Here is a 19,947-nt window from a genome sequence, read left to right on the forward strand (position 1 = left end):
CCCACCCATTTGATTTATTAGGTACTGTCATTTTATAGGATTTACTCATGCACACGGACCTTCTCTCTCCTGATTCGCTGCGCCAGCTTATCGCTGACCTGTTTAATCAAAAAAATATTTTGGTGGGCGATCATGACGATTTAATTCGCAATGGGCTGGATTCAATGCAAATCATGGCATTGCTAAACCAGTTTAGACGTCAGGGACATCGTGTCACTCTGCGCGAACTTTACCAAAAGCCAACGCTACATGCCTGGAGTCAGCTTCTGCAACGCCATGCCCCTGTCACCCAAACAGCACCCCAAAATACACCGCCACAGCCACGGATTGCTGATGCCCGCCCATTCCCTTTAACGGCAGTACAGCATGCTTATTTTGTTGGGCGTTCACCGGAGCAAACGTTGGGAGGAGTGGGTTGTCATCTGTACCAGGAGTTTGATGGTATTGGGCTGGACCTTGAACGACTGGAAGCGGCTATTCACATGCTGATTCAACGGCATCCGATGTTGCGTGTACGTTTTTTGCCGGATGGTCGTCAGCAAGGCATAACCAACGCTTACTGGAAAAAATTAACGGTTCACAATCTCCGTCATCATTCAGTTGATGAACAGCACCAAGCGCTGGACAGCATACGTAACCAACTAAGCCATCGCGTATTACGGGTTGAAGAAGGAGAAACGTTTGATATTCAACTTAGCCTGTTTGGTGATAATCAACATCGGCTACATGCCAATATCGATCTGCTGATCATGGATGCCGCCAGTTTTAGTCTGTTCTTTACCGAACTGGCGGCATTAATTGCCAAACGCAGCCTACCCGCTATTGCTTCTGACTATGATTTTTGCAGTTATCTCACACAATATCAGGCTCAATTTAAGCAAGCCCGACAGGAAGCAGAGGTATTCTGGCGTAACCGATTAGATACTTTGCCACTTGCCCCCCAGCTTCCTTTGGCCAGGGATCCTTCCCTAATAAAAAATGTTCAGGTTCAGCGCAGATGTTTTCACTTATCGCCTGAACATTGGGAACGTTTTAAGCAACTCGCGCAACAAAATGGCGTTACGCCAACGATGGCATTAGCAACAGCATTTGCCGCTTTATTGTGTCGCTGGAGTAATTCAACACGCTTGTTGTTCAACCTGACGCTATTTGACAGAACTCCGCTGCATAACGCGGTTGACAACATTCTGGCCGATTTTACCAATATTCTGCTGTTGGACATCCCTGGCGATAATTTACCGTTCTGCCAACTGGCTCAGAATGCACAAGCAACATTTACCGAAGCTTACGAACACCGTCATTGGTCTGGTGTAGAAGTTCTGCGTGAGCTCAAGAAGCAAGGCAACCACCCACATGGCGCGCCAATTGTGTTTACCAGCAATTTAGGCCGGCCTTTATATGGTGAGAATACCCGTGATGTCCTGGGAAAACCAAGTTGGGGAATATCACAAACACCTCAGGTATGGCTGGATTTCGTTGCCTTTGAACATGAAAACACCCTGAATATTCAGTGGGATAGCAACGACGAACTTTTCCCTGACGGTTTGATGGATACTCTATTCACTACCTATCAGAAATTGATTGAGAACCTGACGGCAAACGCGACACAATGGCACGAAAAGTTACCGGATCTGATGCCTGAGTCGCAATACCGTCTGCGACACCAAATTAATAACACAGTTGAACCGTTACCCACTGCCTTGTTGCATGAGGCAGTGTTTACACAAGCAGAACGCACCCCAAATGCTATCGCTTTAATTACTCATCATGAACAAATAAGTTATGGCGAACTCAGCCTGGCAGCCCGCCGATTAGCCGCCGTACTGCAAAAAATGCCGGTTATACCGGGAGATCGCGTCGCCATTAGCATGGAAAAAGGCATCGGACAAATTGTCGCTGTACTCGCTGTACTTTATGCTGGCGGTGTTTATGTTCCGGTTCCCGTGGATCAGCCACTAGGCCGACGTCGGGCTATCTGTGAAAGTGCCGGAATCAATGTCGTTATCATTGATCCTAAGCAGCAGAATACTTGGTCACAGGATATACATTGCATTTCCTGGCATCAGGATGAGCAATTACTGCCCTTAACTCACATGGCTAAGCGCGCAGTGACTGATCCGGCTTATATCATTTATACCTCTGGTTCAACCGGAATGCCAAAAGGTGTGGTGATTAGCCACCAAAGCGCATTGAATACCTGTCTGGACATCAATCGCCGTCATCAAGTTCAAAGTCATGACCGTTTACTGGCACTCTCTGCCCTGCATTTCGACCTCTCTGTTTATGACATTTTTGGCATTCTCAGTGCAGGAGGAGCGCTGGTATTCATTAATGAAGCACAACGCCGCGATCCATCCACCTGGGAAATGCTGATCGAGCGCCATCACATTACGTTATGGAACAGTGTACCGGCACTGTTCGATATGTTGCTAACCTATTGTGAAGGAATGGAAGTTGATGCACCGAAAACGCTTCGTACTGTGATGTTATCCGGAGATTGGATCGGTTTGTCGCTGCCTGAACGTTACCGTGCGTTCAATCCCGATGGCGTATTAAGTGCAATGGGAGGCGCAACAGAAGCGGCTATCTGGTCAAATGAATATATTGTTAAGGAAGTTGACGAACAGTGGCGCTCTATCCCTTATGGTTATCCTCTCGCTAATCAGCGTTACCGTATAGTCGGTGAAGATGGCCGTGATTGCCCTGACTGGGTTGTCGGTGAACTTTGGATTGGTGGTGCCGGTGTAGCGCTAGGCTATTTTAATGATGAAGAACGCACGGCAGCCCAATTTGTCATTGATCAAGGAGAACGTTGGTATCGCACTGGTGATCTGGGTTGTTATCACCCCGAAGGCTGGCTCGAATTTATGGGGCGCCGTGATAGCCAGGTGAAAATTGGTGGTTACCGAATTGAACTGGGAGAAATTGATGCTGCCCTCAATCAAGTAACCGGTATCAGTAAAGGCGTTGCCTTAACCCATGGTGAAAAAGAGAAATCCCTGGTGGCATTTCTGGAGTTGGAAGGCGATACTTTGTGCCAACGCATAAATCGTGCGCCACAATTACCAACAAACTATCGTGATCTGTTCCCTGCAATGCAGGCTATAACCAATAACAATCATAAACATGATGACGAAGTTGCGCTATTTCTGCTTGAACACCTGTCTCGTTACGGCATTACATTTATTTCACCTCAATCGCTCTCCGATTGTCTGAAACACTATCAAGCTGAGCCGGAATACCATCTCTGGTTTGCCCGGATGCTGGCGTATCTTTGCCGATGCAATTTATTGGCTGAACCTGCACATCATGTCTATCAAGCTGTATTGCCATCCACCGCATACAATAATGAAGCAAAATGCGTTCCTGCACGCTGGCATTCTACGTTGCGTAATATTCTTACCGGACAACAGACAGCCGTCACATTACTTGATGATCCGCAATTCGCACCGGAACAACAGCTCTTTGCCCAACCAGAAACCCAGCAATGGTTGGCAGGATTGAAACACGTCATCCTTGCCCTTTCCCAGCGGTTACAACGCCCCGTTACTTTGATGGAGTTCGATGCCCGCAGTGGTCTCTGCGCTCAATGGCTGGCAGAACATATTACTGACCAACATCTGTCTTATATCGGCTTTGAACGTTCTCAGGCCCTGATTAATCAGATGCAAACAAGGTTAAGTGGCTATACTCATGCATCAGTACACTATTGGTCTGAGAAAAATAAACCTGAATCGCTACAGTATCAGGCAGATATCATCCTGTTAAACAATGTATTACACCGCGAGGAAGACCCAACAAGTTGCATCAAAGTATTGCTTCCACTGGCACAACCGGGTGCGTTGGTATTAGCAATGGAGTTGCAACAAGCATCCTCTATCTCCCTGATTACGGCTGAGTTGCTCTCACCTCAAGGTATTCAGTTACGCTCTGCGTCAGAGTGGTTATCTCTTCTTCCATTGCAAACGGAAACTCCGGTTACCATCGGTAATCTGAGTGTGTTGTTGATGCAAACAAGTGACAACGTCACCAAGCCTGATCGGGAAAAAATTAAATCCGCTCTGGCACAACATTTGCCAGGATATATGATCCCACAGCGCTTACACGTTATTCCGCGTCTGCCTCTAACACCTAACGGCAAAATTGACCGCAAGGCACTGTCACAATCTCTTCAGTTCGCCACAAAAACAGACACAGCGACGTCTCAGCCTGAAATGACCCTGCTAAATACGGTGGAACAAACCGTTGCCGATATTTGGCAACGCCTGCTGAATACTGAGCAATTGGGCCGTAACAGCGACTTTTTCCAACTTGGCGGTGACAGTCTTTTAGCTACTCGTTTGATTGGTGAACTAACACAACAAGGCTTCAAAGGCGAACATGGTCATCTTTTCCGTAACCCGCAATTGGCGGCGTTTGCTTCAACACTGACTTCTTTGTCCACAACTTCATCAAAAGCCTATTCCATACCGGAAGAGCAAGATGAATATCAGCCTTTCCCATTAACTGAAGTTCAGCAAGCTTATCTGGTCGGACGCCATGCTGGTTTTGCTCTGAGTGGCATTGGTGCACATTTCTTTATCGAATACCGGATAGAACAGTTAGATGTTCAGCGCCTGAATCGAGTGTTAAATCGTTTGATCCAACGTCATCCTATGCTGAGGACTGTTGTGATTAATGGGCAACAACAGATATTGCAAGATGTTCCCGTCTTCTCTGTTAAACAACACCGATTTGCTGATATTACTGAGGCAGACACCTTACGCGAACGTCTGTCACATCAAGTATTGGATGTCAGTCGCTGGCCGGTGTTCGATTTCCAACTTGCACAAGACAACAGCCTTGTCTCCCGACTATTTGTCAGCCTGGATAACCTGCTATTAGACGGATTAAGTATGCAGATATTGCTGGCTGAATTAGAGCAGCTATATCTCAACGAACAGCACGCATTACCACCACTGAACGTGACATTCCGGGATTGTGTGTTACGCCAGCAACAAATGCCAGTACACCAGAATTCATTGCAATACTGGCAAGAGCAAGTGAAGACACTACCACTGGCTCCGCAATTACCATTGCGTATTGCACCAGAACGTGTTCAATCTCCGCATTTTGTGCGTTATAGCGATCGGTTATCTGCACATGAATGGGATCAATTAAAACAACAGGCTGCCTCCCAGCAAATAACGCCTTCTGCGCTCTTGATTGCCGCTTATGCAGCCGTTCTGTCCGCATTCAGTACCAAACCGGAGTTAACTCTTAATCTTACCCTGTTCGATCGCCCACACTGGCATGAGGACATTAAACATATTCTGGGTGATTTCACTTCACTGTCACTACTGGCTTGGCATCCGAAGAAAAATTGGTTATCAAGTGCCCGTCAGCTGCAACAACAGCTATGGCAAGATCTGGATCACCGCCATATTTCAGCGATCAGAGTGATGCGTGAACTAGCACAGCGCCGTGGTCCCGATGCTGCCGTTATGCCAGTCGTTTTCACCAGTGCGTTGGGAACCCATGAAGGACAGTTCCTTTCACGTTCATCATGGATGAAACCGGTTTGGGGTATCTCGCAAACGCCACAAATCTGGCTGGATCATCAGGTTTACGAATCTGACGATGAACTTTGCCTGAACTGGGATGCAGTCGAAGAATTATTTGCGCCACATCAGTTGCAAAGCATGTTCAACAGCTATATGGCGCTATTGCGCACCCTTGCTGCACAACCGGAAAGCTGGCATTCAGAGTTGGAGCAACTGATGCCACGTCAGCAAAGCGTGAAAGGTACAGATAATCCTGCGGTGACTATTACATCATCACCGCGCTTAGAAGGATCCGAACCGCAAGTATGCAGTGAAACATGCAATGAAATTCAACACCTGTTTTTATCTGTAACCAATCATCCGATACATGCACAACAAAACTTCTTTGAGGCAGGAGCCAGCTCACTACAGCTAATCCAACTGCATAACAAATTACAACATGCAGGTTTCCAGCATCTTGCTGTTACTGATTTATTCGCTTATCCAACACCAAAGACGCTCAGTTTGCGTTGCCGAAAAGAGGCTCAAAACGGAAATAGCCAGTCAATTACCCTTCGTCAACGTCAACAACAAAAGCGTCTACAACAACGGGAAAAACGTCATAAAGGAGCTGTACAATGACTAATTTAGCGCCTCACTACGATAATTGTGATCCCATCGCAGTGATTGGTCTTGCCTGCCGTTTTCCGCAGGCACCAGATAGCGATACGTTTTGGCATAACCTGCAACATGGCGTTGAGTGTACAACGTCACTGTCCCGTCAAACATTATTGGATGCGGGTATTCCTCCTGAAGTCATTGATAGTGAAAACTTTGTTAATCAGGCTGCAATACTGGAGAACGCGGAACAATTTGACGCCACGCTGTTTGGTTATTCGCGTCAGGAAGCAGAAATGCTCGATCCTCAGCAGCGTCTATTCCTGCAAACAGCCTGGCATGCGCTTGAACATGCCGGTTATGCACCGCGCCATGTCCCCCTGAAAACCGGTGTCTTCGGGAGCAGCCGGATCAGTACCTGGCCTTCATGGTCACAGTTTGCCATGACCGATGTTGGCAAGGTTAAAGGGTTACAGGCGTTAATGAGTAACGATAAAGATTATCTTGCGACTCGTACCGCCTATAAATTAAATCTGAAAGGTCCTGCACTCACCGTCCAAACGGCCTGTTCAAGTTCACTGGTTGCCGTGCATATGGCTTGCGAGAACCTGCGTTCCGGTGAGTGTGACATGGCCTTAGCCGGTGGTGTGGCGGTTTCTTTCCCACAAGAAAGCGGTTACTTGTATCAACCAGGGATGATCTTTTCACCTGATGGGCATTGTCGTCCCTTTGATAGTCAAGCAAATGGCACCTATGGCGGCAATGGTGTTGGTGTTGTCGCACTGAAACGTCTGAGTGATGCCTTACGCGATGGCGATCCCATCATGGCCGTGTTACGTGGCAGTGCAATTAATAACGATGGCAACGAAAAAGTTGGCTTTACTGCACCTTCAGTGAATGGTCAACGCCGTGTTATTAGCGAAGCATTACAACTGGCAGATGTCAGCATTGATGATGTCGGCATGATTGAAGCACATGGTACGGGGACACCCCTTGGTGATCCCATAGAAGTTGACGCGTTACGCACTGTATTTTCTGAGCGTAGTGTGTCAGTACCGCCTTGTTACCTTGGCTCAGTGAAAAGCAACATCGGCCATCTCGATACTGCCGCAGGCATTGCCAGTTTGATCAAAGCGGTTCTGTCCGTTTGGCATGGTTACATTCCTCCAACGATCAATGTACAACAACCCAATCCGGCATTACGGCTGCAAGAAAGCCCATTCAGACTGGCAACACAAGGACAACATTGGACGCAAGAATTGCGTACCGCCGGTGTTTCTTCATTCGGTATTGGCGGCACCAACTGTCATATTGTGGTGCAATCATTGCCAACAGAATTACATCGTCGCCACGTTAATCATTCACCAACAGCGCCGTTGCTGCTCTCTGCTGCTTCTGAATCCTCATTACGTCAATTGGCGCAACGCTACGCGACGGCACTCAATAATGCCCCAGAACATTATGCCGATCTGGCCTGGACTACATTGCAGGGACGTGATCTTTCCCTGCCCTGGCGCTTAGCGCTGACAATATCACCACAAGATATTGAGAAAAATACTGCCAGCCTATCCGCTTTTGCGGACAATATGCCAACACCAAACATTTTTAGCGGGCAAGCCAAGAGCGAAAACAAGCAACTGTGGCAATTCAGTGGTCAGGGGTGTCAATGGTCTGGCATGGGAAAAGCCATGTATGCGAGTTCTCCGGTTTTCTCCGCCATGTTAGATCGTTGCTGTGCGGCCTGTGCTTCCGAATTAGCACTGCCACTAAAAGCAGTCATGTTCGGAGAACATGATGCCGCATTATCGACCACCGAATATGCACAACCGGCTATTGTGGCACATCAAATTGCGTTGGCAGCGCATTGGCGTGCACTTGGGCTAAAACCCGATTATGTACTGGGGCATTCCGTCGGTGAATTCGCGGCTGCCGTTATTGCCGGCATCTTCACACCTGAACAGGTAATGCCACTGGTCGCAGTACGAGGCAAACTAATGCAAAGCTGTTCCCAAGGGGGAGCAATGCTGGCGGTCTTTGCCAACGAAGATGATATTCTTCCTTTTACCCATTCACTGGCATTGGATCTGGCGGTTTGCAATGGCCCGCAACACTGGGTTTGGGCCGGTACAGAGGCAGAAATTGATATCCTGGCACAACGTCTGGAACAGCAGCAGATTCGTTGCCAGCGCCTTAATGTTGCCTGTGCAGCACATTCCGTCATGCTTGAGCCTGTTCTGGAAACATTTTCCCTGTATTGCCGTCGGTTACAACCTGCATCAGGAGAAATTCCGCTAATTTCCACCTTAACAGCCAATCTTGCAGATTATGAGCAATTAGGTTCACCAGATTACTGGTGTCACCATATGCGCCACACTGTTCGTTATCATCAAGCCATTGAATTTGCCCGCCAACAAGGTGTTACATTGTTCATGGAGTTTGGGGCTGATGCACAGCTAACAGGGATCGGACGACGTGTCAGTCTGCCGCAGGAAACCTGGGTTGCGAGTGTATATCGTCAAGGCTCCCCAGAGGCAGCTCAGCAAACGGCTCTCATGCAACTTTATTGTGCCGGTGCACATCTTGATTGGCCGCCTCTTTTCCCGTTCACCGGAGTAAAATGCCATGCGCCACTCTATCCATTTGATGAGCAGCATTACAGTTTCTCTGTAACCGGATTACCTATAAATAAAACCGAGCAACCTTTAGCCAATATCCACGCTGAGCTTGATGTTAATTCCCTGCTCGATCCGGCCATTGAACAAAATCCCGATGCGCTAATATTGCGGGCATTGTATACCGACGCATTGATATATCAATGTCATGGACGTGATGCTGAACAAGGTTTCAGTGCCATCGACACGATTCGGGCTGGTCGGCTACAACCCTGCTGGCGTCCTTTGCTGGAACAGTTATTAATCCACTGTGTTCAGCAAGGTTATTACCAGGAGGTTTCCGGTCCAACGGTAAGTAAAATATATCGTCCTTACCGTGCCTTGCCTTATGCTAAACGCCGGTTATTGGAAGCGAGTTTATTCGCAACTTTTCCGGCACTGATCTATGCTGGCGAGCGTTTATTCGCTCTGTTGAGTGATCGTGCTGATCTGCCTCGTCAATCAGTGGTATCTCAATCGATGACAAAAGCATGGCTTCCTGCACCACAACCATGCCCTGATACTCATTATGTCTTGCATTGGCGCACAATAAACACCACAGATACACAGAAATCTTCAACGACCTATACTCTTCGCACCTCAACAGAAAATGACGAGATAATTAATCATTGGCGTCAGGCAGGAATTCATTTACAGCCTGAAAGCGAAAATACGTTATTACTGCTTGAAGGCAATGATATTACTGAATTATGTGATCAAGTTATTCGTGAACTAAAACGCGATGAAACAACACCTTTAACCGTCGTAACCTGCGGCGCCCAACCAGAATCCACCTTATTAAAAGAGGATATCAACCCCGCTCAATACGCTATCTGGGCGTTACTGCGTGTCGCGGTTGAAGAGTACTCCCATCGTCGCATCCAGGCGATTGATATCGCTGATATCAACGATACTGACGCTGTATCATTAGCGCTTGGCTATCTGGATACACAAAATCATGAACGCCATTCTGGATACAATCGCTGGCTGAGAGTGCGCGGAAATCAAATCGCTGTACCTGTTTTACAGCGCCAGTCATTACCCTTATCACAGCAGCCGATACTCATTCCTCATCAGGGTTGGCACATTATTACGGGGGGTATGGGCGGTATCGGTCGCATTTCCATCCGTTGGTTGCTAGCCCAAGGTGCACGTAAGATCGCCGTGTTTGCCCGCCGCAAAAAGGCAGATTGGGATACTTTTGTGCAAGCATTGTCACTGAATAGCGAATGTGAAATACGTTGGATTAACCTTGATGTCACTGATACACCAGCCTTGCTAAATGCAGTGCAATCGCTGGCACAAGAGGATTGTATTGCTGGCGCGATCCATACCGCAGGCATTGCTGACCATACCCCACTGGCAAAACTTGAGCGTCAACACCTGTCACAGGTATTAACCGTCAAAGCGCACAGCGCATCGGCGTTGCAAGCTGCGCTCCAACAGCATAATGCACAATATCTGCTGCTTCACGCTTCTGCCGCATCAATGTTAGGTGCCCAAGGGCAAGGTGCTTATGCAGTCGCCAACGCTTGTTTGGAATCTTTAGCGCTGACAGCACCAAATCAATTGATGGTTAAAACATGGGTTTGGGGGGTTTGGGGTGGCATTGGTATGGCCAGCGACCGACGATTAGTGGAAAAGCTAGCGCAAGATGGCATGTTACCATTCAGTACAAATGAAGGTATCTGGCATCTCAATCAATCTCTGTACACCACATCACCTTGCTATCTGGCAATGCGGTTAGATGATCATCATCCTGATATTATGCGACGCCTACAGGCTGATGTTCCCAATATAGCCGTTCCCAATATAGTCGTTGCGAAATCGACATCTTCACTTTCTACCGATAACACGCTGTTTCAGGACAGTGAACAACGGCTTAACTGGTTGCGTCAGCGTGTCGCAACATTATTGCGTCTGGAACAGCCGGAACGTTTAGAGCCACAACAAGATTTATTGCAATTTGGTTTGGATTCCCTGCTATTTCTGGAGTTGAACGCGGCCATCCACCAACAATTTGGCTTTAGATTAACCGCTGGATTGGCTTATCAAAATATGACGCTAGAGGGGCTTAATACACTCGTTGGGAATGCCCTGCCTGAACAACCTGTTGTCTCTTCCCAACCTGAGATGATTGTTGACAGTTCCCAGCGTCACACACCATTTCCCCTGACACCCATTCAGCACGCTTACTGGATTGGTCGTACACAGGCCATTGATTTTGGTGGTGTCGCTTGTCACGTCTTATTTGAATGGGATCTGGCTCTGGATAGTTTTGATATCCCGCGTTTTGAGCAGGCATGGAATGCGTTGATTCAACGTCATGGCATGTTACGCATGATAGTAGATGAAGATGGGCAACAAAGGATTTTGCCGGAAACGCCGTGGTATGTTCTATCTCAGGATGATTTGCGGACACTGAATAATACGGCCTGCGAACAGGCTTTGGCTCAGCGTCGTCATACCCTCTCCTACCAAGTACCACCAGCAGAACAGTGGCCGCTGTTTGAAGTTTCTGTATCACTGCTACCGAATGAACGCTGTCGCTTACATATGAACCTGGATCTGTTGCAGTTTGATGTACAGAGTTTCCGGATCATGATGGACGATCTACAACTTGCTTATCATCAACAACCTCTGGCCCCACAAGCATTTACTTTCCGCGATTATGTGATGGCAGAACAAGCGCAACGTGAAAGTAAAGAGTGGCGGGCATCATGGGCATACTGGCAGGAACAACTCCTTTCATTACCTCCGGCGCCAAGATTACCGTTGAATCCACAACTGCCACAACGTAACCAGCCACAATTCACGACTTATGAAGGTCGCTTGGCACAATCTGACTGGCAACGTCTTAAACAAGGCTGGAAAAAATGGGGAGTAACACCTTCCGCTGGCCTGTTGACGCTGTTTGCCCATACCCTTGAATGGTACAGCCGTCATCCACTATTTACTCTCAACCTGACATTCTTTAATCGGCAACCTTTCCATCCAGAAGTGCAAGAACTGATTGGTGATTTTACCTCGGTTATGTTGATGGATTTTGATTTACGCAAGACAACGTCCCTACGTGCCAGCATGGAAAAAACGCAGGCTTTGCTCTGGCAACGGTTGAGCCATAGTCATGTTAATGGCGTCGAAGTATTGCGGGAACTTGGCCGCCAACAAAATGGCGAAACCCAAAACAGGCAGCCGCTGACACCGGTCGTTTTCACCAGTATGTTAGGGATGACACAAGAAGGTGTTGCTATCAAACAATCCATCACCCAATTACTGGGCGATCCGGTCTTTGTTCTGAGCCAGACGCCGCAAGTCTGGTTAGATCATCAGGTTATGGAAGTCGATGGTGATCTGCTGTTCAACTGGTATTGCATGAATGATGTGCTAGAGGCAGGTGTCATTGCGTCACTGTTTGCCGCTTATAACGCGTTGTTAATGCAAATTTGCCACCAGCCTGAACGTATGGAGTATTATGACCTTCATACGCCGCCGACTACTTACATGCGTTATGATTTCTGGCCGCAACACCCTGAATTACATCAAGCCGAACAATATCTGCGTGCTAAGCCTGAAATACGGCTGGCAGAAATTCAGCCACGTCAGGACGATACTCAAGGTTACAACCTATGGTTGGTTGCAGAAGATAATTTGTCATTATCACTGCCAGAACCACGAGTTATCAACACTGATACCTTACCGCTACCGACCTTGGCAGAACAACAAGTGTTTGAGCGCTCTTGGCAACATATTGAGCAACAGGCATTATTTGGCCTGAGCCAGACTTTACTGCGCCATAACTTATTCACTGCTGTACAACAATATCACTCTCGTGAAGAGATTGAACAACGCTTACAACTGGCACCACAGTATCAACGCCTGCTTACCCAATGGCTGACCTTATTCAATAACCAGGGATTTATTGAAAAAACCGCTGACGGATACCGCTGTCTGCAACCGCTTAATCATGTTCCGGCCCCTACAGCAAAACTGGATAATGCAGTGTGGTGTCAAACCATCAGTCGTTATGTCACAACCTGTATCGAACAACATAACACCCTGCTTGCCGGACGTGGCAATGCATTGGAACTGCTGTTCGCCGATAAACAAATCACAGCCAGCCTCTACAGTGAGAATCCCGCATTACGTTGCCTGAACCAGGCTGCTGCTGAAATTGTTCGGCAATTGAGCCAGACATCCGAACATTTCGCTGTACTGGAAGTTGGTGCAGGAACCGGAGCAACCTCACAGAAGGTACTGGCACACAATGCACAGGCCATTCAAAGCTACCACTTTACTGATGTTTCACCGCTATTCCTGGATGATGCACGCCAGTTACTCAGTCACTACGACGAAACCGTAAAATTTGCCCTGTTCGATATTAACCAGCGTATTGATTTTAGCCAGCACCCAGAATCCGGTTATGACCTGATTATGGCAGTTAACGTATTACATGATGCAATCCATCTGAAAAATACCCTGCGACGCCTGTCTCGGTTACTGAAAACCGGGGGATGGTTGCTGATTATTGAATCAACCAAACGCGAAAGTGCCATGCAACTCGCCAGCGTCGGATTTATTGAAGGTATTAACGCCTGGGTTGATGATCGCGGTGACAGTAATAGTGCATTGATGGAACTTGCGGACTGGCGGAAGTGCCTGACGCAATCCGGTTATCGGGTTTCATTGGAATGGCCGGGACAAAACGGGCCAGAACTGCATCAACAACTGATCCTGGCACGGGCTGAACAACAAGCGCGGCTTAATATCAGTGAAATAGCAGCACAATTTTCCACCTTGCCTTACTCATTGCATATTCAACAGCAAGAGCAATTACCGTTGATAGCGACAGCGAAAGAGAACATAGCACAACCGTTAATCACGGAAACTGAGCAACCAGAAACAGAAAATGATCAATTTCATGATATTGAACAACAAGTCATTGCTCTCTGGAGTTCACTGCTGCCTCAGTCAATACAGCGTCACAGTGACTTTTTCCAAAGTGGCGGTGACAGCCTGATTGCCACCCGAATGGTGGTGCAACTACGTCGCCAAGGTTACGAACAAGCAAATCTGCAACAGCTCTTCGAACACCCTAAGTTGAGTGAATTTTGCCGTACTCTGCGGGTCGCCGAGACCAGTTCAACGACACTTGCGATACCGCATCAAACTGAACCGGCATCCGAGCAAATTTTGCCACTTACTGCGCTGCAATACGCTTATTGGTTGGGAGAAAGCCAACTGTTCCAATTTGGTAACGGTATCGCTCATTTCTATGCTGAACTGGCTATCAATGGGCTTGATCTGCCTCGTTTTACCGCCGCCTGGAACCGTGTAATAAACCATCATGCGCAATTACGCGGTTATGTGAAGGATGGGCAATATCATATTTTGCCGGAGGTTCCCTGCTATACACCAACAATCATTGATTGTCGTGACATGATGCCAAATGAACGCGAAGTACAACTGAATCATGCCCGCGACACGCTACGTACTCAAGGCGTTCCCAGCGATAACTGGCCGCTGTTTGATTTAACCCTGTACCATACCGATGATCGGGCGCATTTATTGCATTTAACTATCGACCTGTTAGTCGCGGATGGTAAGAGTCTGACGTTAATCTTGCGCGATTTACACCATTGGTATCAGGAACCTAGCTGGCAACCAGAGCCACCGGCAGCAACCATTGGCGACTATATTCAGGCACTGGAGAATGAGAAAACGGGAGAAGCCTGGCAACAAAGCCGGCAATACTGGCTTGATCGCTTACCTTCGTTGCCTGATGCTCCGGTGTTACCACTGCAAGATCACCAGTCACAGCAACTCGATCAACAGTGCCTGACCGGATATATCAGCCCACAACAATGGCAGCGTTTACAACAGCGTGCAGCAGAATACCGAGTATCGCCTTCACAAGTGATGCTAACCCTATTTGCCCAAGTTTTATCTGTGTGGAGCAACAACGAGCATTTTACAATCAATGTTCTGCATGGTAACCGCCTGTTAATGCCACAATATTGCGATATATTAGTCGGCAATCTGTCTACCACATCCTTGCTGGAAGTGGATCTACGCAATATCACCGGTTTCAGTGATGCTATAAGCCGGATACAACGGCAATGGCTGGCCGATCTTCAACATGCGCTGTTTGACGGACAATTGGTACTCAGGGAGAAAAATCAACACCGCCACAACCTAAACGCCGGTATGCCGATTGTATTCAACGATACAACCGGTACAGCAGGCAAAGGGCCATCAGGGTTGGGAACACTCAATCTCTTTGGTGCGCAAACTCCCCATGTTTATCTCGACTGTATGTTAATTTCCGGCGCAGAAGGTGGTGTCACCATACAATGGGCGATCTTGCCACAACTGTTCCAACCCCAAGTTGCAGAAAACATGTTTGCCCATTATCAAGCTTGTGTTGTTGCCGTGCTCGAACCGAATTACCAATGGAGCACTCCGCTTCCTGACTGGCTGCCAACAAATGATCGCGCTTTATGCCAGAACAGTAATGCGACAAAAAACGTTTTTCCATCACACACCCTTTGCTCACTAATTGAACAAGCAGTCAATCGTTATCCCCAACGTACCGCTGTGGTCGATACCTCTCGTCAGATCGACTATCGCACTTTATGGTCACAAAGCCTGACGCTGGCTGCTCATCTGCAAGCACAGGAAAATCAGGCTTCATCCCTGATTGGTGTGGTAATGGAAAAAGGCTGGGAACAGGTTGTCGCAGTTATTGCGATTTTATTAGCAGGACGGGCTTATCTGCCTATTGATGCCAGTTATCCGCAACAGCGGATCCATCAGCTATTGGCATCAGGAGAAGTGAATACCGTACTGACGCAACCTAAGTTTGCTCAACAGATGAGTTGGCCTGAACATGTACACCTCATCTCTCTGGATGAGACATTGCTTAATAACTTACCCGTAACCGAAGAGCAACATTTATCTGTACGCCCAGAGGATTTAGCCTATGTTATCTTCACCTCCGGCTCCACCGGAAAACCAAAAGGCGTAATGATAGACCATCAGAGCGCAGCCAACACTATTCTGGATATTAACCAACGCATTGCACTCAATGAGCACGATAGCGTGCTGGCAATATCAGAGTTAACATTCGATCTTTCCGTTTATGACCTCTTCGGCACGTTGAGCGGTGGGGCAAAACTGGTTATTCCTGCTCCTGGTGACACTCGGCAGCCTGACAAACTACTGACATGGTTACAACAAGAATCGGTTACTGTTTGGAACTCCGTACCTGCATTTGTGCAACTGCTTGAAGAGTATGCTCGCAGTTATCCTCATTCCCTGAATAGCCTGCGCTGGGTATTGATGAGTGGTGATTGGATACCACCCCATTTGCCAACAAAATTGTATGCCCTTCACCCTGTGCTTAACCTGCTCAGTTTGGGTGGCGCAACTGAAGCATCAATATGGTCTATTGCTTATCCTATCGCCCACGTCGATCCTAATTGGCGCAGCATTCCCTATGGCAAGCCCTTGGCTAATCAGGCTTTCTATGTGCTTAATTCAGCACTGTCACCTTGTCCGGTCTGGGTAACTGGCGAGCTTTATATTGGCGGACAAGGACTCGCATTAGGTTATTGGGCTGATGCAGAAAAAACGGAACAAGCATTTATCATCCATCCCCAAACAGGTGAGCGGCTTTACCGCACAGGTGATTTAGGTCGCTGGCGCCCAGACGGTAATATTGAATTTTTGGGGCGCAATGATCACCAGATTAAAATTCGTGGCTACCGGATTGAACTGGGGGAAATCGAGCATCGCTTATGTGAACACCCTGATATACAACAAGCGATAGTATTTGCACATACAACGTCAAACGGTGCATTGCAACTCGTCGCAGGCTTACGTTTGACCGATACTGCGCCAGTATCTACCGAACTGTTACCGATATTACCTCATTGGTTGCAGCAAACCTTGCCAGTTTGGATGTGCCCACAGCGATTTATTATTCTCGATACAATACCCGTATCTGACAACGGTAAAATCGACAAACGTACATTGATTACTCTGGTTGAAAAAGCGCCAGAAGGTGATGCAATACCATCGGTGACTCTCAGCGCGACAGGACAAACAGTACTAAACCTTTGGGAATCAGTACTAGAGCAACAAAATATTAACGTGCATGAGAGTTTCTTTACCCTTGGTGGGGATTCTCTGGCAGCGGTGCGATTAATGGTGCAAATCAATCAGACATTTAATCGCCAATACCCACTCAGCCTGTTGCAGGCTTACGATACCGTACATTCATTGGCAGAATTTATTGAGCATCAACCAGAAAATGCTTACCAAAGCGTGATACTGAACAAGGGAAACATTGAACAATCTACTTTAAAACAATCTACTTTAAAACAATCTACCTTAGAACAATTTACCTTAGAACAATCTACCTTCGAACAATCAGCCTTGTTTATCGTCCATCCAATTGGTGGGCATCTGTTGGGATATCGTCATTTAGCAGCCAATTGGGGTGTCCAACGCATGATTGGCCTGGCATTTTCGCCAGAGAGCATGAACACCGACAAACCTTCTGTCGGTGAGCTGGCTGCTGATTACATCGGCCAAATCCGCAACTTCCAACCTAAAGGACCTTACGCGCTGGCAGGCTGGTCTTTTGGCGGATTAGTAGCCTATGAAATGGCTCATCAATTACGCGCTGCCGGTGAAAATGTTTCCCATTGCATCCTGATTGATAGTTTCGCGCCGAATGTGCGCCCGGATCTGACGCTGGATAATGCATTCTGTCATCGTCATTTCCTGCTCGATTTACAGGGACAATTCCCTGGGCTGGAACTGGATAACAGTGTTATCGCAGCAAACACTGAAACCTTCCTGCAAGCGCTGCACAAAGCCTTACCGCAATCTGCACAGATTGATAGCTCACTGACTGAGCTTTATGCCGTATGGCAGCATAATCTGCGGGCATTGCTTGACTATTGTCCACCACAGACTTCACAACCTTTCTGCCTTATCCGGGCAAAGCAGGCATTGCCTGATTTTATGGATTACCTTGATCCAACAACAATCACCTCAACTGATCTTGGTTGGCAGGCTTTTGGGCCAGTCAATGTGACACAACTTGATGGTGATCATTACAGCCTATTCCAACACAAATATGTCGGCTCTCTGGTTGCGTGTCTGAAAAACATCCTGAGTTCAGTCCCAACTGTTAAGCCTGTTAAGGAGAACATATGATAAAGCCACGGCGGGTTCTGATTGTCGGTTCGAAATTTGGCGAACTGTATCTTAATGCGTTTCTACAGTCTCAGTCAGATCTGGAACTGGTCGGGATCTTAGCGCAAGGAAGCCCTCGTTCACAGCAGCTTGCCCGCGATTTCAATGTGCCCCTATTCCGCTCACTGGATGAATTGCCGGATGATATCGATATTGCCTGTGTGGTCATACGTGCAGAAGTAATTGGTGGCAAAGGCGACCAATTAACCCAAGCATTATTGGCACGTGGTATTTCTGTCATTCAGGAGCACCCTCTTGATGCAGAAGCGATCAAAAGACACCAGTCAACAGCTAACAAGCATAACGTTATGTTTTGGGTAAACAGCTTTTACAGCCAATGCTATGCTGGCAGAAGTTGGTTACATGCAGCTCATCAAATCAATAAATTATCACAACAACGTCCGGTAAGTGGCTATCTGACAACCAGCCGCCAATTGCTCTTTTCCGCACTTGATCTGTTGTTACAGGCCTGTCATTGCCCGGAACAGATTGAGATAACCTATGTGGGCCAACGGAGTAGCGTATTTCATTGCTTTGAACTCAGCTTTGCGGGAACAACAATAACGTTAGACATTCAATCCTATCTGGACCCCAGAGATCCCGATATGCATAACCTGGTTATGCATAAAATGACGCTGATCTGGCCGGCCGGTTATCTTACGCAGGAAGCCAGCTATGGACCGGTTATCTGGACACCGGTTCTTCATGCGCCAGATCATCTAAATAATGAACAAAGCCTTTACCTGAATGCTGGCCAGCCGGAAGGCGCTTATCTGCATCAGGCAACATCACATGTTCTTTGTCCGGCAACTCAAAACTGGATGACAGCATTTGAATGTGATGGTGCCGAAGGTGTGGCATTGCTACTAAATACCTTGAGTTCGGTATTGAATGGCGCACTTTGCCCCCCTGCTTTTAGCTACGACTACCAATTGCGGCTGGCAGGCTTGTGGCAACAAATTTTACGTATGATGGGAGAGCCTGTTACTCAGGATTTACAATCCCCAGTCTGGATTGATCCAGCTCAATTGATGCTAACCAAGGAAGTATGCTGATGACGTGGGAACTTCCTGTACATCCGATGATTCGTCCATGCTTGACGACTCACAGCAAACCTAAATATACGCTGCTAATCTGCCCCTTTGCCGGGAGCAGTACCAGTGCATTTCGGAACTGGTCCACATTGGAAGATTCAGGTATTGCCGTTTCCCTGGTGATTTACCCCGGACGGGACAGCCGTATGAATGAACATGCTGTTACCAGCATTACGCCATTGGCTCAGTCACTCGCTGATGTGATCAGATCATTGACTCCCGCACAGAGAGAAAACCTGATACTGGCCGGCCACAGTATGGGAGCTCAGGTCGCTTTTGAAACCTGCCGACACCTTGAACAACATAACTGTGCCCCCAAGGCACTAGTACTTTCGGGATGTCATGCCCCCCACCTTCAATCCCACCGCCAACTGAGTGGATTGCCTGATCATGAATTCATTGAACAACTGATTGATATCGGTGGTTGCAGCCCGATTTTACAAGAAGATCCTGAACTACTTGCACTGTTTTTACCCATGTTACGGGCCGATTTTTTTGCTACAGAGCACTATTACCACGCTATTCAGCCTGATTCAGTAAAACTACAAACACCCACATTGTTGCTTTATGGCAACGCAGACAAAGAGGCTTCCGCTCTGGAAGTTCAGCAATGGCATCATTGGCTTGCAAGTGATAAGCAAAATCTTGCTTATTGCTGCCAAGAGATTACCGGCGATCATTTTTACATTACACAAAAACCACAGAATTTTATTCGTCACGTTACCCAATTTATGCAATATGTTTATTCAAAGGAGTTCGCATAATGGCACCTTTTTCTATCCCAGAGAAAACACT

Annotated in this window: 4 protein-coding genes; all 4 read left to right on the forward strand. The window is 47.5% G+C overall.

Annotated elements, in window-relative coordinates:
* Positions 1 to 47 precede the first annotated feature (47 nt).
* From Xets_RS17925 to Xets_RS17940, 4 genes are read left to right on the forward strand one after another with little or no spacing between them, the layout of a single operon-like run.
* Entirely contained in the window at positions 48 to 6,164 is a 6,117-nt protein-coding gene (locus Xets_RS17925; protein WP_187652248.1) for a non-ribosomal peptide synthetase, read from the forward strand.
* Positions 6,161 to 18,019 (forward strand): non-ribosomal peptide synthetase/type I polyketide synthase, encoded by an 11,859-nt coding sequence (locus tag Xets_RS17930; protein WP_187652249.1) that lies wholly within the window; start codon positions 6,161 to 6,163, stop codon positions 18,017 to 18,019. The genes Xets_RS17925 and Xets_RS17930 overlap by 4 nt, the downstream gene beginning before the upstream one ends.
* Positions 18,016 to 19,113: a Gfo/Idh/MocA family oxidoreductase gene (locus tag Xets_RS17935; RefSeq protein WP_187652250.1), complete on the forward strand. Its 1,098-nt coding sequence runs from the start codon at positions 18,016 to 18,018 to the stop codon at positions 19,111 to 19,113. Before Xets_RS17930 ends, Xets_RS17935 begins: the two co-directional genes overlap by 4 nt.
* Complete coding sequence (locus Xets_RS17940) at positions 19,113 to 19,916, forward strand: thioesterase II family protein (RefSeq protein ID WP_255430681.1); 804 nt, start codon at positions 19,113 to 19,115, stop codon at positions 19,914 to 19,916. The genes Xets_RS17935 and Xets_RS17940 overlap by 1 nt, the downstream gene beginning before the upstream one ends.
* Positions 19,917 to 19,947 lie beyond the last annotated feature (31 nt).

Origin of the sequence: Xenorhabdus sp. TS4 (assembly GCF_014467265.1) — a bacterium.
GTDB classification, from domain to species: Bacteria; Pseudomonadota; Gammaproteobacteria; order Enterobacterales; family Enterobacteriaceae; genus Xenorhabdus; species Xenorhabdus ehlersii.